18 protein-coding genes are annotated in these 18,297 nt (G+C 59.2%); 11 read left to right on the top strand and 7 right to left on the bottom strand.

Features of this window, described 5'->3' with window-relative positions:
• Window positions 1-5 precede the first annotated feature (5 nt).
• Entirely contained in the window at window positions 6-2,093 is a 2,088-nt protein-coding gene (locus LG383_RS20830; protein ID WP_225760168.1) for a YccS/YhfK family putative transporter, read from the bottom strand.
• 57 nt (window positions 2,094-2,150) lie between these two features.
• Window positions 2,151-2,783 carry a cAMP-activated global transcriptional regulator CRP gene (gene crp, locus LG383_RS20835; protein WP_000242758.1) on the bottom strand — a complete coding sequence of 211 codons (633 nt, stop codon included), beginning with the start codon at window positions 2,781-2,783 and terminating at the stop codon, window positions 2,151-2,153.
• Window positions 2,784-3,092: 309 nt separating this feature from the next.
• On the opposite strand from crp, the gene LG383_RS20840 reads away from it, so the two are divergent.
• Entirely contained in the window at window positions 3,093-3,497 is a 405-nt protein-coding gene (locus tag LG383_RS20840) for an OsmC family protein (RefSeq protein WP_142487354.1), read from the top strand.
• A gap of 42 nt (window positions 3,498-3,539) precedes the next feature.
• On the opposite strand, the gene LG383_RS20845 is transcribed toward LG383_RS20840, so the two are convergent.
• Genes LG383_RS20845 through LG383_RS20855 form a run of 3 tightly spaced genes read right to left on the bottom strand, consistent with a single transcriptional unit; the run spans window position 3,540 to window position 5,677 of the window.
• A complete protein-coding gene (locus LG383_RS20845; protein WP_166184357.1) occupies window positions 3,540-4,409 on the bottom strand; it encodes a phosphoribulokinase in 870 nt (289 codons plus the stop codon).
• A 30-nt stretch (window positions 4,410-4,439) separates the two neighbouring features.
• Entirely contained in the window at window positions 4,440-4,658 is a 219-nt protein-coding gene (locus LG383_RS20850; protein WP_106995183.1) for a YheU family protein, read from the bottom strand.
• A complete protein-coding gene (locus tag LG383_RS20855) occupies window positions 4,655-5,677 on the bottom strand; it encodes a hydrolase (RefSeq protein WP_225760074.1) in 1,023 nt (340 codons plus the stop codon). Before LG383_RS20855 ends, LG383_RS20850 begins: the two co-directional genes overlap by 4 nt.
• A 227-nt stretch (window positions 5,678-5,904) precedes the next feature.
• On the opposite strand from LG383_RS20855, the gene mdcA reads away from it, so the two are divergent.
• From mdcA to mdcH, 8 genes are all read left to right on the top strand, one after another.
• Window positions 5,905-7,560, top strand: a complete 1,656-nt coding sequence (gene mdcA / locus LG383_RS20860; RefSeq protein WP_106995181.1) for a malonate decarboxylase subunit alpha — start codon at window positions 5,905-5,907, stop codon at window positions 7,558-7,560.
• A complete protein-coding gene (locus LG383_RS20865) occupies window positions 7,560-8,417 on the top strand; it encodes a triphosphoribosyl-dephospho-CoA synthase (protein WP_225760075.1) in 858 nt (285 codons plus the stop codon). Before mdcA ends, LG383_RS20865 begins: the two co-directional genes overlap by 1 nt.
• 9 nt (window positions 8,418-8,426) lie before the next feature.
• Window positions 8,427-8,726 (top strand): malonate decarboxylase acyl carrier protein, encoded by a 300-nt coding sequence (mdcC, locus tag LG383_RS20870; protein WP_106995179.1) that lies wholly within the window; start codon window positions 8,427-8,429, stop codon window positions 8,724-8,726.
• Window positions 8,719-9,552: a biotin-independent malonate decarboxylase subunit beta gene (locus LG383_RS20875; protein ID WP_106995178.1), complete on the top strand. Its 834-nt coding sequence runs from the start codon at window positions 8,719-8,721 to the stop codon at window positions 9,550-9,552. The genes mdcC and LG383_RS20875 overlap by 8 nt, the downstream gene beginning before the upstream one ends.
• The gene (gene mdcE / locus LG383_RS20880) at window positions 9,552-10,352 is read left to right on the top strand and encodes a biotin-independent malonate decarboxylase subunit gamma (protein ID WP_166185507.1); all 801 of its coding nucleotides are present in this window, start codon (window positions 9,552-9,554) and stop codon (window positions 10,350-10,352) included. Before LG383_RS20875 ends, mdcE begins: the two co-directional genes overlap by 1 nt.
• Before the next feature lie 128 nt (window positions 10,353-10,480).
• Window positions 10,481-11,440 carry an AEC family transporter gene (locus tag LG383_RS20885; protein ID WP_225760076.1) on the top strand — a complete coding sequence of 320 codons (960 nt, stop codon included), beginning with the start codon at window positions 10,481-10,483 and terminating at the stop codon, window positions 11,438-11,440.
• Between the two features lie 2 nt (window positions 11,441-11,442).
• Window positions 11,443-12,063 (top strand): malonate decarboxylase holo-ACP synthase, encoded by a 621-nt coding sequence (locus LG383_RS20890; RefSeq protein ID WP_225760077.1) that lies wholly within the window; start codon window positions 11,443-11,445, stop codon window positions 12,061-12,063.
• Window positions 12,060-12,959 carry a malonate decarboxylase subunit epsilon gene (gene mdcH, locus LG383_RS20895; RefSeq protein WP_225760078.1) on the top strand — a complete coding sequence of 300 codons (900 nt, stop codon included), beginning with the start codon at window positions 12,060-12,062 and terminating at the stop codon, window positions 12,957-12,959. Before LG383_RS20890 ends, mdcH begins: the two co-directional genes overlap by 4 nt.
• Here the strand turns inward: mdcH and LG383_RS20900 are convergent.
• Both LG383_RS20900 and LG383_RS20905 read right to left on the bottom strand, forming a co-directional pair.
• A complete protein-coding gene (locus tag LG383_RS20900; RefSeq protein ID WP_225760079.1) occupies window positions 12,949-13,887 on the bottom strand; it encodes a LysR family transcriptional regulator in 939 nt (312 codons plus the stop codon). The two genes, mdcH and LG383_RS20900, sit on opposite strands and share 11 nt — an antisense overlap.
• Before the next feature lie 15 nt (window positions 13,888-13,902).
• Window positions 13,903-15,807 (bottom strand): ABC transporter ATP-binding protein, encoded by a 1,905-nt coding sequence (locus LG383_RS20905; RefSeq protein ID WP_225760080.1) that lies wholly within the window; start codon window positions 15,805-15,807, stop codon window positions 13,903-13,905.
• A gap of 121 nt (window positions 15,808-15,928) precedes the next feature.
• Here LG383_RS20905 and kefG point away from each other — a divergent pair, with 121 nt between their 5' ends.
• The gene (gene kefG / locus LG383_RS20910; RefSeq protein ID WP_225760081.1) at window positions 15,929-16,483 is read left to right on the top strand and encodes a glutathione-regulated potassium-efflux system ancillary protein KefG; all 555 of its coding nucleotides are present in this window, start codon (window positions 15,929-15,931) and stop codon (window positions 16,481-16,483) included.
• Window positions 16,483-18,288 carry a glutathione-regulated potassium-efflux system protein KefB gene (gene kefB / locus LG383_RS20915; protein WP_166184340.1) on the top strand — a complete coding sequence of 602 codons (1,806 nt, stop codon included), beginning with the start codon at window positions 16,483-16,485 and terminating at the stop codon, window positions 18,286-18,288. Before kefG ends, kefB begins: the two co-directional genes overlap by 1 nt.
• The last annotated feature ends 9 nt before the right edge of the window (window positions 18,289-18,297 follow it).

The following is an 18,297-nucleotide window of genomic DNA, read 5'->3' on the forward strand; positions in this document are numbered from 1 at the left end:
GGCGTTTAATACGGCGTCCGTTTCAAACGCCGGATCAACCAGATCCCATGATGCGGGCGCTGTCGCCATGCCACTGACGAAATGGTGTGCATGGTATTCAGATGCCCCAGGATGCGCTGCAGATGCTGCTCCAGGGTGCTCATAGGCCCGTAGGTCAGAGTTTCGGGAGCTTCCAGGATATTCTCATCGCCGCTTTCACCCGGCGAATCATACTCCAGACGCTGCTGACAGCGCTGAAGCGCAATTTCACATGACTGCAGATAACGCTGCGCCAGGTCTGGCGTCAGCATCGTATGCTCCCGCGCCAGGGTCGTCATCGCGTTGATATGCTCGACGATAAACTGGCTGTGCGTTACCCACAGTTTCATATCCGCCAGATACGCCGAATTGAAGCCCGGCTCCTGCATCGCCTGGTTGAGGGAGTTGAACAGGGCGTTGTGCGCCTGGTTGACCTTCATGCGCTGCCAGGCCAGCGGCGTCGGCTGCGGATCGTCGCTGAGGATCAGGCGGATGGCCTCCTGATCGGCCTCCAGCGCGTCGTGGGCATTCTGCCGTAGCAGCCCGCTCTGCCACTGCGGCCATAGCCAGACCATGCCACCGAAGGCAATCAGACAGCCAATCAGGGTATCGGCCAGCCGGGCGATAATAAATTGCTCGCCGTTCAGGGTCAGCAGCTGCAGGGTATATACCGCTGTGACCGTAAAGCCCACCGTCGCCCAGCCGTAGTTCTTGCGAATAAACAGGTAACTTACCAGAGTGATCACCAGCATCCCGGCGAGGGTATAGCCTTCCGGAACGTGGAAGTGCAGGGTGACACCGGCGATGATCAGCCCCACCATGGTGCCGGCCGCCCGGTGGAAAATACGCACCCGCGTCGCGCTGTAGCCGTTTTGCGTTACCAGCAGAACGGTCATTAAGATCCAGTAAGGTTTCGGCAGGTGCAGCGCCATGCCCATCAGGCTGGCGATACTCAGCATCACGCTGATGCGCGCCGCATTACGCAGGGCGGCAGACTTCAGCGACAGATAGCTTTTCAGGGCGGGGATCAGCGGCAGGCGTTTCTGCTTGTCGGCCATCAGGTCGCGCGGGTAGAGCGGACGCTGGGTGCGCAGCACCCGGGCGATACGGCTGAAGTGCCAGGCGCAGAACTGTCCCACCGGGTTATCCGGGTGCTGACGGGCGATTTTTTCCAGCGCGCCGAGCTGTTTGTCCATGGTGAAACGGGTGGGGTAGCGATGATAGAGGATGTCGTCTGCCAGCACCCGCAGGCGGGCCGCCACGGTCTGTGCGTTCCAGCGGATCACCGCTTCGGCGTGGCTGCGCTCCACCAGCTTTTGCACCTCCTTCGGGTGGTGCAGACTGACGGAGATGTGCTCCTGCAGATCCAGTCCCACCTGGAAGGTGCGCAGCAGGCGTTTGTATTCGTGATTTCTGTTGGCCGCCAGCATATGCAGCTGCTGGTAACAGAGGCTGATCAGATCCACTACCTTCTGCTGGCGGGCCAGCAGCGGTGGCAACGATTTCTCAGGGTCAGTGTGCTGGGTCAGCAGGGTATATTTCGCTTCGCAGTAATCCGCCAGCTGTTGATAGAGCATGCTCAGCGACTCGCGCAGCGGCTGTTCGCGCCACATCCAGAACCAGAACCAGTTAAACAGCCCGTACCAGAGGGTGCCCAGCGTATAGAGGAGCAGCGGTTCCCAGACCGGCATGTTGCCGGCAAGACTCAGGGTAAAGATGGCCGCAATCAGCGAGGCGGGCAGGAGTCGCGCATGCAGGGCGCTGATCTCAGCCGTGACCCCTAGCGTCATCGCCAGTACCGTCAGAATGAGCGGCAATGGAATATCCCGCGCCAGCAACAGCTGGACGGCCAGGCTACATCCGGCAAACAGGCAGCCGCCAATAGTCAGACGTTTAAAAAAGCGTTTATGCGGTGTGTCCAGGCCAGCGATGTTGCAGCAGGCTGGAACCAGAGAAAAGAGGAGTCCCTGTTGCAGATGACCGAAAATCAAACCCACAGCCACGGGGAGACACAACACCAGGGTTTGCCGCAGTGCGTAGTTAACTTCCGGGTGATAAATGAGCCTGCGCCACATGGATGCTAGAGACAAAAACGGCGTGGCATCCTGCGATGCCACGCCGTTTGAGCGGAATTAACGTGTTCCGTAAACCACGATGGTTTTACCGTGGGCGGAAATCAGGTTTTGATCTTCCAGCATTTTCAGAATACGACCGACTGTCTCACGCGAACATCCGACGATCTGACCAATTTCCTGACGGGTAATTTTAATTTGCATACCGTCCGGGTGGGTCATGGCGTCTGGCTGTTTCGCCAGGTTCAGCAGGGTCTGAGCGATACGGCCCGTTACGTCGAGGAAGGCGAGGTTACCCACTTTCTCGGACGTGACCTGCAGACGGCGAGCCATCTGCGAGGAGAGGCGCATCAGGATATCCGGGTTAACCTGGATCAGCTGGCGGAACTTCTTATAAGAGATCTCAGCCACTTCACACGCGGTCTTCGCACGCACCCAGGCGCTACGCTCCTGACCTTCTTCAAACAGGCCCAGCTCGCCGATGAAATCTCCCTGATTCAGGTAAGAGAGGATCATCTCTTTGCCTTCTTCATCTTTGATCAGCACTGCCACTGAGCCTTTGACGATGTAATACAACGTTTCCGCTTTTTCACCCTGGTGAATCAGCGTGCTCTTCGATGGGTACTTATGAATATGGCAATGAGACAAGAACCATTCGAGAGTCGGGTCTGTTTGCGGTTTGCCAAGCACCATGCGCTGTTATCCTCTGTTATAAGCTGTCTCCAGAGTCTGGCTATGTACCTGTACTCTGGGGTTGCAATCGAATTCTTTCCCCTGCCTGGGGTCTGGCTGGCACAATAATTAGCAGCCTGGAATGTGTGATGTCCTCTGCATACATGTGCAACGTCAATGTATTACTGTAGCATCCCGACTGTTTTAGCATAGCTTTTGCCGCGTGTCTCCTGGTGTCTCGCTTCAGCTTGATGCAGGTCGACTTCCGTTGTCAGAATTGTTACTGACGCGTAATCTGTCAGCAAAAATGCACTCCTGGAGTTAATACAAATGCAAGCACGTGTGAAATGGGTAGAAGGGTTAACGTTCCTCGGTGAGTCCGCTTCGGGGCACCAGATTTTGATGGATGGTAACTCTGGTGATAAAGCGCCAAGCCCGATGGAAGTGGTCCTGATGGCGGCAGGCGGATGCAGCGCCATCGACGTGGTGTCGATCCTGCAAAAAGGGCGTCACGATGTGACCGACTGTGAAGTGAAGCTGACCTCAGAACGTCGTGAAGAGGCGCCGCGCCTGTTCACCCATATCAACCTGCACTTCGTGGTCACCGGCAAAGCGCTGAAAGACGCGGCGGTATCCCGCGCAGTGGATCTCTCTGCGGAGAAGTACTGCTCCGTGGCGCTGATGCTGGAGAAAGCGGTCAACATTACGCATTCGTATGAAGTGATCGAGGCGTAAGCGCCTTGCCCGGTGGCGCTGCGCTTACCGGGCAACAAAACCTCAATCGATCTTCTTGCCTTCCATCAACCGCTGCACCAGCGGCATCATGATCAACTCCATCGCCAGCCCCATCTTGCCGCCCGGCACCACCAGCGTATTGATGTGCGAAATAAACGAACCCTGCAGCATCGCCAGCAGCCAGGGGTAGTCAATATTGTCCAGATTGCGGAAGTGGATCACCACGAAGCTCTCGTCCAGGGACGGGATGCCTTTTGCGGCAAAGGGGTTAGAGGTGTCCACGGTCGGGACGCGCTGGAAGTTAATATGGGTGCGGGAAAACTGTGGCGTCAGGAAGTTAATGTAATCCTCCATCGAGCGCACTACCGAGTCCATCACCGCCTCGCGGGAGTGGCCGCGTTCGCTGGTATCCCGCGTCAGCTTCTGGATCCACTCCAGGTTGACGATCGGCACCACGCCCACCAGCAGGTCGACATGGCGCGCCACGTCGTGATGCGGCGTCACCACCCCGCCATGCAGGCCTTCATAAAACAGCACGTCGGTCGGTTCCGGCAGCGGCTGCCAGGGGGTGAAGGTGCCCGGCACCTGGTTCCAGGGGACCGCTTCGTCATAGGTGTGCAGGTATTTGCGTGCCTGGCCGGTGCCGCTTCGCCCGTATTCGGCGAAGGTTTGCTCCAGCAGGCCGAAGTCGTTGGCATCCGGGCCAAAGTAGCTGATGTGTTTGCCGAGATCGCGGGCTTTGCGGATGGCCATGTCCATCTCAGGGCGGGTGAAGCGGTGAAAGCTGTCGCCTTCTACTTCCGCAGCACGCAGATGCAGCTGCGAGAAGATCTTACGAAAGGCGAGGCTAGTGGTAGTGGTACCCGCACCACTCGACCCTGTAACGGCAATAACCGGATGTCTGGCGGACATAGCAACTCCCTGAATGGAAAGAGGTCGCGGTTAACCGCGAAATTGATTGCGAGGCATGATGTTGACGGTTTCGTGCAGCTCAGACCATACCACCAGCACCTCACCGCTTTGCAGCTGGCGCCTGACGTCGGCGACCTTCTGCTCAAGCGAAAGCTCCTGTTCACCATAATCGGTGCCTTCGCGTAACACAAAGCTTTCAATCAGATTATCCAGCGTTTCGGGAGCCAGATCTTGCCAGGGAATAATCATCTTATCGGTTCCAGGTATGTGGTCAGCCAGTCCGGGATACGCGTTTCCAGCCACATCTGCGGGCGGCGCAGCGTGCCACCGACAAAGCCCACGTGTCCGCCGTGTTCGGTCAGCTGATACTGCACGTTAGCGGGCAAAAATTCCTGCGCGGGTATCGAGTGATGATCCATAAAGGGATCGTCTTTAGCATGAATAATCAGTACCGGTTTGGTGATGTTGCTCAGCACCGGCATGGCGCTGCACTGGCGATAGTAGTCAATCGCATCGGCAAAACCGTGAATTTTGGCGGTGATCAGATCGTCAAATTCGCGCAGGCGGCGCACTTTCTTCAGCTGTCGCAGACTGACCGGGAGCGTATCCGGGTAAGCTTTAAGTTTGCGTGCCGCATTGGCTTTGAGCAAGTTAAGCAGATAACGCTGATAGATTCGCGAGAAGCCCTTATCCATATGATAGCTGCAGTGCTCCAGCATGAACGGGGCAGAGACGATGGCAGCGGCATCCAGCGGGATGGTATCGCCCTCTTTTGCCAGCAGGCAGGCGAGCATGTTTCCACCCAGCGAATAGCCCACTGCCGCCGTAGGGGCCGGGCCGTGAGTCTCTGCCAGCCAGCGCAGGAACCAGGTGCCATCTTCAGTTTCACCGGAGTGGTAGATGCGTTTCTGGCGATTGGGTTCGCCGCTGCACCCTCTGAAGTGCATCACCACGCCCAGCCAGCCGCGCGCTTTCGCCGCCTGAATCAGGCCGTGCGCGTAGGGGCTGTGCAGGCTGCCCTCCAGACCATGAAAGACCACCAGTCGGGGTTTGTGCCGGGCCTGCTGCGGATCTTCGCTCCAGGCTAAATCAACGAAGTCATCATCCGGCAGGTCAAGGCGCTGCCAGACGGGGGTAAAAAGCACTTTACGGCGGATGAGACGCGGCAGCATGGTCTGCAGGTGTCGGTTCGACACGCCCCGCATAGGGACAAATTCCGCGCTTTCGTCGGCTGTAATGTTGAAGTCTGAGGGAATGATTTGGGTCATAAAGGCGATGCTAATTATTGTCTGTTATTTACGATACCTTCCGAATTGTACCCCGTTTAGCCTGGTTTTCCGAAACATGAACTGATCCCGATCACAAATATTTACCCTGATTATTACTCTCATGCTAATGATTCCTCTCTGCGCTTAATTGATGGCTTTATCGCCAGGGGGCACACTTAACTCAACGTTAAGCAAATCTAAAGATGAGCTGAATCAGGAGGTTAACAATGTTATCAGGGCAAATGCCAGCCCGGAACTGGAACACGCGTCGCACTGAAAAAGCGCGCCGCCTGGCTTCCGTCCCGGTGCAGGGCAAAGTACTGCCAACAGGCGACCTTGTCGCCATGCTGGAAAAACTGATCGCCCCAGGCGACAAAGTCGTACTGGAAGGGAATAACCAAAAGCAGGCAGATTTTCTCTCCCGTTCTCTGGCCGAAGTGAACCCGCAAATTGTTCACGATCTGCATATGATTATGCCGAGCGTCGGTCGCAGCGAGCACCTGGATATTTTTGAGAAGGGTATCGCCCGCAAACTCGACTTCTCATTCTCGGGTACCCAGAGCCTGCGTATTTCGCAGCTGCTGGAAGACGGGCAGCTGGAAATTGGTGCCATCCACACCTACATCGAACTCTATTCCCGCCTGTATGTCGATCTGTCGCCAAACGTGGCGCTGATTGCCGGTTTTAAAGCGGACCGTAAAGGTAACCTCTATACCGGTGCCAGCACCGAGGATACCCCGGCGCTGGTCGAAGCCGCCGCCTTCCACGACGGCATTGTTATCGCTCAGGTGAACGAGCTGGTGGACGACGAGTGCGATCTGCCGCGCGTGGATATCCCCGGCTCCTGGATTGATTTCGTGGTCGTGGCCGATAAGCCGTTCTTCATCGAACCGCTGTTCACCCGTGACCCACGCCTGATCAAACAGGAACACATCCTGATGGCGATGATGGCCATCAAAGGCATCTATGCGGAACACCAGGTTCAGTCCCTGAACCATGGTATCGGCTTCAACACCGCCGCCATTGAACTGCTGCTGCCGACCTACGGTGAACAGCTCGGCCTGAAAGGCAAAATCTGTAAACACTGGACGCTGAACCCGCATCCGACGCTGATCCCGGCAATTGAAAGCGGCTGGGTCGAGAGCGTGCACTGCTTCGGCGGTGAGCTGGGGATGGAAGAGTACATTCGTGCCCGTCCTGACGTGTTCTTTACCGGTGCCGACGGCTCCATGCGCTCTAACCGCGCCTTCTGCCAGCTGGCAGGCCAGTACGCGGTGGATATGTTTATCGGTTCTACGCTGCAGGTTGATGGCTATGCCAACTCCTCAACCGTGACCCGCGGTCGTCTTTCCGGCTTCGGTGGAGCGCCAAATATGGGCCACGATCCGCACGGTCGTCGTCATGCCACCCCGGCCTGGCTGAACATGATCACTGAACCCGATCCGATGCAGCGCGGTAAAAAGCTGGTGGTGCAGATGGTCGAAACCTTCCAGGCGGGCGTGAAACCGACCTTCGTGGAAAAACTCGACGCTGTCGAGGTGGCGAAAGCCTCCGGTATGCCGCTGGCCCCGGTCATGATCTACGGGGATGACGTCACTCACGTGCTGACGGAAGAGGGGATTGCTTACCTCTACCGGGCCAAAGATCTTGAGGAACGTCGGGCCATGGTCGCTGCGGTAGCAGGGATCACCGATATCGGTCTGGGTGTGGACGCCAAACGCGTCGCCGAGCTGCGCCAGAGTGGCAAAGTGGTCTACCCGGAAGACATGGGTATTCGCCGCACTGATGCTACCCGCTCTCTGCTGGCGGCTGGCAGCGTGTCTGACCTGGTTGAATGGTCGGGCGGTCTCTACAACCCACCTGCGAAATTCCGGAGCTGGTAATGAAACTACTCCCCCGGATCCAGGTTGAGGGCGGTGCCGAATGGCTGGCGCGAACCGCCACGCAGTGTCTGATTGACGAAGCGCGATTAAGCCCGAAACCCGGTCTGGTGGACAGTCGGGGGAATGGCGCGCATCACGATCTCTCGCTCGCGCTGATGGAGCGTTCGGCGCACAGCCTGACCCCCACGTTTCAGGCGCTGGCGCTGCAAAGCTGGCAGCGTCCGGCCGATATCGCGCTACGGCAGACCGTAGGTCGGCTGGGTCGCGAAGGCGAGCAGCAGATGATGGCCGCCACCGGCGGGGTGAATACCCACCGGGGCGCTATCTGGGCCCTGGGCTTGTTAGTCAGCGCCGTGGCGATGCTCGGCGGCAATGCGCAAGCCCGGACGGTAGCCGATACCGCCGCGCAGCTGGCGAAACTGCCGGATGACGCCGCGCCGAAAGTATTCAGTAAAGGGCTGCGCGCCACCCACCGCTATCGGGTGCCGGGCGCGCGCGAAGAGGCGCAGCAGGCGTTTCCGCACATTATGCAGCGGGCGCTGCCGCAGCTTCGCCTGAGCCGGCTTAACGGCGGTACCGAAGCCCACGCCCGGCTCGATGCGTTAATGGCGATCATGACCTCGTTAACCGATACCTGCGTGCTCTCCCGCGCCGGTATGGAGGGGCTGGACGCCATGCAGAACGGCGCCCGGGCGGTATTAGCCGCTGGCGGCACCGCTCACCCTGAGGGGCAACGCATCTTAGCCTTATTAGACAAACAGATGCTCTTGCTCAATGCCTCTCCGGGCGGCGCGGCCGACCTGCTGGCCGCCACGCTGTTCCTTGACCGCATAGAGACGCCTTATTTAGCGAATTAAGAGGATGTTATGGAAAAAATTACATTAACTCTGCCCGCCAGCCGTACCCTGAACGGCAAAGCGCTGGCAGGCGTTGTTGGCTCCGGGGATATGGAGGTGTTATTTACCGCCGACCAGGGCCAGACGCTGGCAATTGAAATCACCACCTCCGTCGATAACAGCCGTGGCCGCTGGGATGCGCTGTTCAACAGATTGCAGACCGTCAGCAGCCTGCCGGCGGGCAAACTGACCATCCACGACTTTGGCGCCACGCCGGGCGTGGCACGCATTCGTATCGAACAGGTCTTTGAGGGGGTCAGCCATGCGTGATGACAGCAGCTTTATCGAATTAAAAGCGCGCCAGCGTGCGCAGGCTCTGCTCGACGAGGGCAGCTTCCGCGAACTGCTGGATCCGTTCGAAGAGATTATATCTCCGTGGCTCGGCGCGCAGGGCATTGTGCCGCAGGCCGATGACGGCATGGTGGTGGCGAAAGGCACCATCAACGGCAAACCCGCAGTGGTGGTCGCCATCGAAGGCGCGTTCCAGGGCGGCAGCATGGGCGAAGTGTCCGGGGCCAAAATGGCGGCAGCGCTGGAGCTGGCGGCGGAAGATAACCGCAACGGTATTCCAACCCAGGCAGTATTGAGCCTGGAAACCGGCGGCGTCCGTCTTCAGGAAGCTAACCTTGGCCTGGCGGCGATTGCGGATATTCACGCTGCGATTGTCGATCTGCGTCGCTATACCCCGGTCATCGGCATTGTCGCTGGTACCGTCGGCTGCTTCGGCGGGATGTCCATTGCGGCCGCGTTGTGCAGCTATCTGATTGTGACCCGCGAAGCGCGTCTCGGCCTCAACGGCCCACAGGTTATCGAGCAGGAAGCCGGGATTGAAGAATACGACTCCCGCGACCGTCCGTTTATCTGGAGCATGACCGGGGGCGAAATTCGCTATCAAAGCGGGCTGGTGGACGCCCTGGTGGGCGACGGCGTGAACGCGGTGAAAGCGGCGATGAACGACGCGATTGCGAAAGGCGTGCCGGCTAAACACCGCACCGACAATTACGACTGGTATCTCGAACGCCTGACCAAATTCGACACCCGCAAACAGGCGGATACCGAACAGATTCACGCGCTCTTTGCCCGGGAGGTGAAATGATGAGTACTTCAATTAGCCGTGGTGAGCTCTGGCTGGAAACCCTTGCGCCGCATGCCAAACGTCTGGAAGGGCTCTGCCCGTCGGTGCAGGCGGCAGACGGCGAGCTGAATGGCGAAGCGGTGCGCTTTGTTGCGGTGGTGCCGGATGCTAACAACCACTACCCGCGTGCCGCACGTGGCGAAGTGGGTCTGCTGGAAGGCTGGACCCTGGCCAAAGTGGTAAGCGAAACCGTCGCGGCCGATGCTGACAACGCGGTGAAACGCCCGATTGTGGCGGTCATCGACGTGCCGAGCCAGGCCTATGGTCGTCGCGAAGAGGGCTTTGGTATTCACCAGGCGCTGGCCGGTGCTGCTGCGGCCTATGCTAACGCGCGTCTGGCGGGCCATCCGGTGATTGGCCTTATCGTCGGGAAAGCGATGTCCGGGGCGTTTCTGGCCCACGGCTATCAGGCCAACCGGCTGATCGCCTTTAACGACCAGGGCGTATTGATCCACGCGATGGGTAAAGAGTCTGCCGCACGCATCACGCTGCGTACCGTCGACGCACTGGAAAAACTGGCGGCAACCATTCCGCCAATGGCGTATGACATCAGTAACTACGCCACGCTGGGGCTGCTGGAAAACCTGCTGGATATCAGCAATCCGGACGCACCTTCTTCTCTCGATCTGGCGCTGGTGAAAACCACCTTACAACAGGCCATTGATGACGCTCGCCGGGATCCGACGCTGAAAAGCCGTCTGGGTGCCGACAATCGCCATAGCTCAGCTCTTGTACGCGAACGTATGCGAGCCAGCTGGTAATACCAAAAAGAAAAGACCTGCCAGATGCATGCCCCGTGGGCGCACCCGTTGCGCCCACGCGGGAACCTGCATCCTGAAAATAATAACCATCGCGTCAGTGCTTAAACTTCTTTTTTTACAGGTGATTTATGACTTATGTGATTGTTCATGCCCTTGCACCCATTTTTGTCATCATGCTGCTCGGCTTCTGGGCCGGTAAAGCTAAAATGGTGGATAACAAAAATGTCTCTCTGCTTAATATCTTCGTGATGGATTTTGCATTGCCCGCCGCGCTGTTCAGCGCCACGGTGCAAACGCCCTGGGCAGGTATCATTGCCCAGTCGCCGCTGATCCTCGTCCTGACCCTGGCGATGTGGATCACCTATGCGGCCATCTACTTCCTCGCCACTAACGTCTTCAAAAAATCCCCGCAGGATGCCGCCGTGCTGACCCTGACCGTGGCACTGCCGAACTACGCGGCGCTGGGTCTGCCGATTCTGGGCAGCGTGTTGGGTGAAAGCCCGGCGACCTCACTCTCGGTGGCGGTCTCCATTGCCTGTGGTTCTGTTCTGATGACGCCGTTCTGCCTGCTGATTCTGGAGCGTGAGAAAGCCCGTGCGGAAGGCACAAACAGTGGTTCTACGTTGGCGATGTTGCCGGTTCTGATGTGGCGCTCAATCAAGAAACCGATTGTGATGGGGCCACTGCTGGGTGTGATTCTGTCCGCGATTGGCATCAAAATGCCGGATCTGGTCCTGGCGTCCATCAAGCCTCTGGGCCTGTCGGCCACCGCGGCGGCACTGTTCCTGACCGGCGTGATCCTGTCGGCCCGTAAGCTGCAGATCAACACCATGGTGATTAGCGCCACCATCACCAAGCTGCTGATTCAGCCGGCGATTGCCTGGGGCATTGTGCTGGTGTTTGGTCTCCACGGTTCGGTGGCGATCACCGCGATCCTGATGATTGCCCTGTCCGCCGGCTTCTTCGGTGTGGTGTTCGGTAACCGCTTTGGCGTGCAGTCGCCGGATGCAGAAGCCGTGCTGCTGTTAAGCTCCGTCCTGTGTATCCTGTCTCTGCCGCTGTTTATCTCGCTGACTTCAGGAATGTAATCATGACCACAACATTACGCCCCCACGACCTTATCTGGCTTAATGCGCGTGACGCGCTGGAAGGGATTGCCGACGCCTGGGTAGATGGCGCCTGGCACACCGGCCTGCCGGTGGTGGTGCGGCGTGATGTTGATGGTAACGGACGTATTCCGGTGGGCGTTCGTGGCCTGAAGCGCGATCAGCGCGCGGCGGGCTGGGTTAACCCGGACCAGATTGTTCGTGTCATCTCCCCCGAACAGCTGAGCGCAGAAGCAAGTCTGCTGCGCTCGCCCTTTATCACTCAGCCACCGGTTCAGGTGGCAGCACAACTTTCCCGCACACCCTGGCCCTGGACCTGGGGCATTACCGGCAGCACCGGGTATGCGCTGGCGACCGGCATTGCAGTGATCCACGCCGACAGCGATCTCGATCTGCTGATCCGCGCCCCGCAGCCCCTCTCTCCCGATGTTTTGCTGGCCTGGCAGTCGCACCTTGAAGGGGCGCTTTGTCGGGCCGATACCCAGGTCGAGACGCCGCTGGGCGGCTTTGCGCTCAACGAATGGCTACGTGATGGAAAAACGTTGCTGAAAACCGACCGGGGGCCGCGCCTGACGGCTAACCCCTGGGCATGGGAGGAACAATGAAGATCCTGTTTACCTTTCCGGGGCAGGGGACGCAGCATCCCGGTATGCTGCAAAACTTGCCCGGAACCGAGCTGGCTCAGGCGCGTGAAGTGCTGGGCGCCAGTGAGGTGGACGCGCTGGACTCCCCGGCGGCGCTGCAACACACCCGCGCGGTACAGCTCGCGCTGCTGATTGCGGGTGTCGCCTGGGCGCGTGAAATGGCGCGTCGCGGCGTCGCGGCGGATATCGTCAGCGGCCTCTCCATCGGCGCCTATCCTGCGGCGGTCATCTCCGGGGCGCTCGATTTTGCTGATGCCCTGAAACTGGTGGCCCTGCGTGGCGATCTGATGGAGCAGGCTTATCCTCAGGGCTACGGCCTGACGGCGATTATGGGGTTAACGCTTCCCCAGGTAGAAACCCTGATGGAAGGCACCGGCACCTATATCGCCAACCTGAATGCCGAGACGCAGATTGTGATTGCCGGTGCCGATGACGGCATGGCGGAAGTGGCGACGCGCGCGCTGGCGAAAGGGGCCAATAAAGCCCGCCGCCTGACGGTCAGCGTCCCGTCGCACTGCGAACTGCTGGCGGAACCGGCGCAAAAACTGGTTGAGGCGTTCAGCCGGGTTACGCTCTCTCGTCCCCGCTGCGCATACCTGAGCGGCAGCACCGGGCGCGTGCTCTGGCAGCCAGAGAAAATTGCCGACGATCTGGCCATGAACATGGCCCGGACGGTGCGCTGGCAGGAGGCGGTGATTGCCGCGAACGAGCGTGAAGCACGGCTGGCAATAGAGATGCCTCCCGGCGGGGTGCTGACCTGCCTGACGCGTCAGGCGGCCTGGGAAGGGGAGTCTGTCTCTCTGGAACGCAGCGGCATTGATGTCGCGGTGCATCTCGCCCGGCGTCTTAAGGCGTAGCGTTCTGCTCAAGGCGGCGGGCGTACATGCGGCCTTCTGCCGCCAGCGCCCGCAGGCTCGGGTCCTGCTCGCGGTTGCGGGCAAAGACGATGGCGATCAGCTGCTGCATTTGATACGGCTCGGCCAGCTTTAACAGCTGCACCGAGTTTTCATACACTTTTTTCATCCTGCCCGGCATCAGCGTAAAGCCGACGCCCGCCTGCACCAGACTCAGCATCGAGAAAATATCATTAACCCGGGTGACGATCTCCGGCTCGAAACCGGCGATATGAAACGCCTCCTGGAAACCGGCGTAGGTGGCGAAACCTTCCGCCAGGGCGACAAACTTCTGGTCTTTGTAGTCACGTAAATCCGCCAGCGCGTCGGTATTGAGCTGCGCCGAGGCGGGGGCGGCAAGACAGATATCGTCGTGGAACAGAGGCAGCACTTCGAGGTTGTTGCGGTCGATTTCGCTTTCAGAAATGGAGATCAGAATCGCATCCAGCAAGCCTTCTTCCAGCATATGCAGCAGGGTCTCGTTGGAGCCCATGGTGAGATCCATCTCCAGATCCGGGCGGCGTAGCTTCATGCCCATAATCAACTGCGGCACCGTCTCGAGCGTCAGGGAGTAGAGCGTCCCCACCCGCAGACGGCCCTGGCCGATACCGGCCGTTTTACGCGCCTCTTCCAGTCCGCGCTCCATGACCTGCATCACCTCCTGGCAGTACTCCAGCAGCGTCCAGGCGGCGGGCAGGGCGATCAAATTCCGGCCTTTATGGGTGAATAGCGGGCAGCGGACGTTCTCTTCCAGCGTGTGCAGGGCGCGATGGACGCTGACCCCGCTGAGGTTCAGCACCTCAGCGGCCCGGGCGATATTGCCCGTCTCCATAAATGTCATGAAGATGCTCAGTTTGCGAAAGGTAATCTCGCTGGTCAGGTCAGGTATCATCGCTCCTCCACCGGGTTATTCGCTCTGAAGCATCCCTTCGAGCTGTTCCTGCGCATCCAGCCAGGCCATCTCGCACTCTTCAAGGCTGGATTTGGTCGTGGCCTGCACCTGCAGGCATTCGGTCAGCTCGGCTTTACGCGTCTGGTCATACAGTCCGCTGTCACCCAGTTTTTCTTCCACGGTAGCCAATTGTGCGTTGAGCTTCTCCATCTCTTTTTCCAGACGGGTGATCTCTTTGCGCAGCGGCTGGGTTTGGGTGCGCAGCTCCGCGTCGCGACGCTTCTGATCTTTACGTGCCTGGGCGCTGTTGGCGTTATCTTTCGCCCCTTCGGCAGGCTGGCTCTCCTGCTTCTGCACGTCGCTCAGCCACTGCTGGTAATCTTCCAGATCGCCATCGAAAGGTTCCACTTTGCTGTCATGGACCAGATAGAGATCGTCGGTGGTGGAGCGCAGCAGGTGACGGTCGTGCGAGACCACCACCAGCGCGCCTTCAAACTCGATCAAGGCTTCGGTCAGGGCCTGGCGCATGTCCAGATCCAGGTGGTTAGTCGGTTCATCAAGCAGGAGCAGGTTCGGGCGCTGCCAGACGATAAGCGCCAGCACCAGACGTGCTTTCTCGCCGCCGGAGAAGCGCTCGGTATTTTCGGTGACTTTATCGCCCTGGAAGCCGAAGCCGCCCAGGTAATCCCGCAGTTTCTGCTCCATCTCCTGAGGTGCCAGGCGCGCCAGGTGCTGCAGCGGGGATTCATCCGCGCGTAAAAATTCCAGCTGATGCTGGGCGAAATAACCCAGCTTAATGCCCTTCGCCAGACCGATATCACCGCGGACCGGAGCCAGCTCGCCCGCCAGAAGCTTAATCAGGGTCGATTTACCGGCGCCGTTGCGCCCGAGTAGACCGATACGGGAACCCGGAACCAGGTTGAGCTTGATGGAATCGAGAATGATGCGGTCGCCATAACCGGCGCTGACCTTTTCCATTTTCAGCAACGGGTTGGGCAGGCTCTCCGGCGCCCGGAAGCTGAAGTGGAACGGGTTGTCGACATGCGCCGGGGCAATCATCTCCATCCGTTCCAGCATCTTGATGCGGCTCTGGGCCTGTTTGGCTTTGGAGGCCTTGGCCTTGAAGCGATCGACAAAGCTTTGCAGATGCGCCACCCGCTGCTGCTGGCTTTCGTACATCGCCTGCTGCTGGGAGAGACGCACCGCGCGTTGACGCTCAAACGAGCTGTAGTTGCCGGTGTATTCGAACATCGATTCCTGTTCGATATGAATAATTTTGTCCACCACCGGATCGAGGAAGTCACGGTCGTGGGAGATCAGGATCAGCGTGCCCTGATAGCTCTTCAGCCACTTCTCCAGCCAGATGACGGCATCCAGATCGAGGTGGTTAGTTGGCTCATCGAGCAGCAGCAGGTCTGAGCGGCAGATCAGCGCCTGGGCCAGGTTGAGACGCATCCGCCAGCCACCGGAGAAGTCGCTGACCGGGCGTTCCAGCTGTTCATTGCTGAAACCCAGACCGTGCAGAAGCGTGGAGGCGCGGGAGCGGATGGTCCAGGCGTCGATGGCATCGAGTTTGCCGTGGACGGTGGCAATCGCGTGACCGTCGTTGCGTTCGTTGGCGGCGTGCAGTTCGGCTTCCAGCTTGCGGTACTCCCGGTCGCCGTCAATCACATAGTCCATCGCCGGTATGCTCAGGGCGGGCGTCTCCTGGTTTACCCAGGCCAGCTGCCAGTTGCCCGGATAGGTAAAGTTACCGCCGTCCGCGCTGATCTCGTTTTTCAGCAATGCCAGTAACGTGGATTTACCGCAGCCGTTTTTGCCCACCAGGCCCACTTTCTGGCCCGGGTTAATGGTGGCTGTAGCGTTGTCCAGCAGGACGCGTACGCCGCGACGAATTTGTAATGAGGAGAAAACAATCATAGAGCGCCGTGTGTTCCGACTATGTTAAGTTGTCATTATAATCAGGTTAAATGTGCCGCCACGCGCCGCGTGGGTGTGCCATGGTAGCCCAAAATAACAGTGATGACGACCCGGGAGAGGAATGATGTCCCAGACAGCAAAAGTGCTGCTGCTGAATGCCCATCCGGAGTCGCAGGACTCGGTCGCCAACCGGGTTTTGCTCCAGCCGGCATTACGGCTCAGTAATGTGACGGTGCACGATCTCTACGCGCACTACCCCGATTTTTTTATCGACATCCCTTATGAGCAGGAGCTGCTGCGCCAGCATGACGTCATCGTGTTCCAGCATCCGCTTTACACCTACAGCTGCCCGGCGCTGCTGAAAGAGTGGCTCGATCGCGTGCTGAGCCGCGGTTTTGCCAGTGGCCCGGGAGGAAACCAGCTGGCGGGAAAGTACTGGCGGAACGTCATTACCACCGGCGAGCCGGAGAGTGCCTATCGTCACGACGGGCTTAACCGCTATTCGATGAACGATATTTTACGCCCGTTCGAGCTGACGGCGGCCATGTGCCACATGCACTGGCTGAGACCGATCGTGGTCTACTGGGCGCGTCGGCAGCAGCAGAGTGAACTGGCCAGCCATGCTAAAGCCTACGGCGACTGGCTGGCCGCGCCTAATCAGACGGGAGGTCGCTGATGGAAGGTTCCGATCTGTTGCTGGCGGGGGTGCTGTTTCTGCTCGCTGCCGTGGTGGCGGTGCCGCTGGCTTCGCGTCTGGGTATCGGCGCGGTGCTCGGCTATCTGCTGGCGGGTATCGCCATTGGCCCGTGGGGGCTGGGGTTTATCAGCGATGTGGACGAAATCCTGCACTTCTCGGAGCTGGGCGTCGTCTTCCTGATGTTTATTATCGGCCTCGAGCTGAATCCGGCGAAGCTCTGGCAGCTACGGCGATCCATCTTCGGCGTGGGCGCCGCGCAGGTGCTGTTTAGCGCAGTGATCCTCGGCGGCCTGCTGATGCTGGGCCATTTCTCATGGCAGGCAGCGGTGGTCGGCGGGATTGGGTTGGCGATGTCCTCCACCGCGATGGCGTTACAGCTAATGCGCGATAAGGGCATGAACCGTAACGAAACGGGACAGCTCGGTTTCTCCGTGCTGCTGTTCCAGGATCTGGCGGTGATCCCGGCCCTGGCCCTGGTGCCGCTGCTGGCGGGGTCGGGCGACGAGCATTTTGACTGGATGAAAATCGGCATGAAGGTGCTGGCCTTTGCCGGCATGCTGGTAGGCGGGCGCTATCTGCTGCGTCCAGTGTTCCGCTTTATTGCGGCGTCCGGGGTGCGGGAGGTGTTTACCGCCGCCACGCTGCTGCTGGTGTTGGGCTCGGCGCTGTTTATGGATGCGCTCGGGCTGTCGATGGCGCTGGGAACCTTTATTGCCGGCGTGTTACTGGCAGAGAGTGAGTACCGGCACGAGCTGGAAATCGCCATCGATCCGTTCAAAGGGTTGCTGTTAGGGCTGTTCTTTATCTCGGTCGGCATGGCCCTGAATCTTGGCGTGCTGTATACCCATATCCTGGTCGTGCTGCTGGGCGTTGCGGTGCTGGTGACCGTCAAAATGCTGGTGCTGTACGGGCTGGCGCGGGTATACGGTCTGCGTCACCCGGAACGCGCGCAGCTTGCCGGGGTGCTGAGCCAGGGGGGAGAGTTCGCTTTTGTGCTCTTCTCCACAGCATCGTCCCAGAGATTGTTCCAGCATGACCAGATGGCCCTGCTGCTGGTCACCGTCACGCTGTCGATGATGACCACGCCGCTGCTGATGAAGCTGATTGATAAACGTCTGTCACGCCGCATTAATGCTGCTGACGATGAGCATGAAGCACCCTGGGTGGATGATGACAAACCGCAGGTGATCGTGGTGGGCTTCGGGCGCTTTGGTCAGGTGATTGGCCGCCTGCTGATGGCGAACAAAAAGCGTGTCACCGTCCTGGAGCGCGATATCAGCGCGGTGAACCTGATGCGAAAATATGGCTACAAAGTGTATTACGGTGATGCCACCCAGGTGGAACTGTTACGTTCCGCCGGGGCAGAGGCGGCGGAGTCGATCGTCATCACCTGTAATGATCCGGAAGACACCATGAAGCTGGTGCAGATCTGCCAGCAGCATTTTCCGCATCTGCATATCCTGGCGCGGGCGCGCGGGCGTGTAGAGGCCCACGAACTGCTCCAGGCCGGGGTGAAGCAATTTACTCGTGAGACTTTCTCCAGTGCGCTGGAGCTGGGGCGCAAAACCTTAGTGACGCTGGGAATGCATCCGCATCAGGCCCAGCGCGCGCAGTTACACTTTCGCCGTCTGGATATGATGATGCTGCGCGAGTTGATGCCGGTGCACACCGACACGGTGCAAATTTCCCGGGTGCGGGAGGCGCGCCGCGAGCTGGAAGAGATCTTCCAGCGCGAGATGCAGCAGGAGCGTCGGCAGCTGGATGGCTGGGATGAATTTGAATAAAGAGGTAGA

Source organism: Leclercia sp. Marseille-Q4284 (assembly GCF_916618945.1).
Taxonomy (GTDB): Bacteria; Pseudomonadota; Gammaproteobacteria; order Enterobacterales; family Enterobacteriaceae; genus Enterobacter; species Enterobacter tamurae.

What these genes read in the sequence shown, in the direction of transcription:
- LG383_RS20855 (WP_225760074.1), bottom strand. Translation starts at nt 5,677, where the DNA reads ATGACCCAAATCATTCCCTCAGACTTCAACATTACAGCCGACGAAAGC.
- LG383_RS20885 (WP_225760076.1), top strand. Translation starts at nt 10,481, where the DNA reads ATGACTTATGTGATTGTTCATGCCCTTGCACCCATTTTTGTCATCATG.
- crp (WP_000242758.1), bottom strand. Translation starts at nt 2,783, where the DNA reads ATGGTGCTTGGCAAACCGCAAACAGACCCGACTCTCGAATGGTTCTTG.
- LG383_RS20840 (WP_142487354.1), top strand. Translation starts at nt 3,093, where the DNA reads ATGCAAGCACGTGTGAAATGGGTAGAAGGGTTAACGTTCCTCGGTGAG.
- LG383_RS20900 (WP_225760079.1), bottom strand. Translation starts at nt 13,887, where the DNA reads ATGATACCTGACCTGACCAGCGAGATTACCTTTCGCAAACTGAGCATC.
- mdcC (WP_106995179.1), top strand. Translation starts at nt 8,427, where the DNA reads ATGGAAAAAATTACATTAACTCTGCCCGCCAGCCGTACCCTGAACGGC.
- mdcH (WP_225760078.1), top strand. Translation starts at nt 12,060, where the DNA reads ATGAAGATCCTGTTTACCTTTCCGGGGCAGGGGACGCAGCATCCCGGT.
- LG383_RS20830 (WP_225760168.1), bottom strand. Translation starts at nt 2,093, where the DNA reads ATGTGGCGCAGGCTCATTTATCACCCGGAAGTTAACTACGCACTGCGG.
- LG383_RS20845 (WP_166184357.1), bottom strand. Translation starts at nt 4,409, where the DNA reads ATGTCCGCCAGACATCCGGTTATTGCCGTTACAGGGTCGAGTGGTGCG.
- mdcE (WP_166185507.1), top strand. Translation starts at nt 9,552, where the DNA reads ATGAGTACTTCAATTAGCCGTGGTGAGCTCTGGCTGGAAACCCTTGCG.
- LG383_RS20875 (WP_106995178.1), top strand. Translation starts at nt 8,719, where the DNA reads ATGCGTGATGACAGCAGCTTTATCGAATTAAAAGCGCGCCAGCGTGCG.
- kefB (WP_166184340.1), top strand. Translation starts at nt 16,483, where the DNA reads ATGGAAGGTTCCGATCTGTTGCTGGCGGGGGTGCTGTTTCTGCTCGCT.
- mdcA (WP_106995181.1), top strand. Translation starts at nt 5,905, where the DNA reads ATGTTATCAGGGCAAATGCCAGCCCGGAACTGGAACACGCGTCGCACT.
- LG383_RS20865 (WP_225760075.1), top strand. Translation starts at nt 7,560, where the DNA reads ATGAAACTACTCCCCCGGATCCAGGTTGAGGGCGGTGCCGAATGGCTG.
- LG383_RS20905 (WP_225760080.1), bottom strand. Translation starts at nt 15,807, where the DNA reads ATGATTGTTTTCTCCTCATTACAAATTCGTCGCGGCGTACGCGTCCTG.
- LG383_RS20890 (WP_225760077.1), top strand. Translation starts at nt 11,443, where the DNA reads ATGACCACAACATTACGCCCCCACGACCTTATCTGGCTTAATGCGCGT.
- kefG (WP_225760081.1), top strand. Translation starts at nt 15,929, where the DNA reads ATGATGTCCCAGACAGCAAAAGTGCTGCTGCTGAATGCCCATCCGGAG.
- LG383_RS20850 (WP_106995183.1), bottom strand. Translation starts at nt 4,658, where the DNA reads ATGATTATTCCCTGGCAAGATCTGGCTCCCGAAACGCTGGATAATCTG.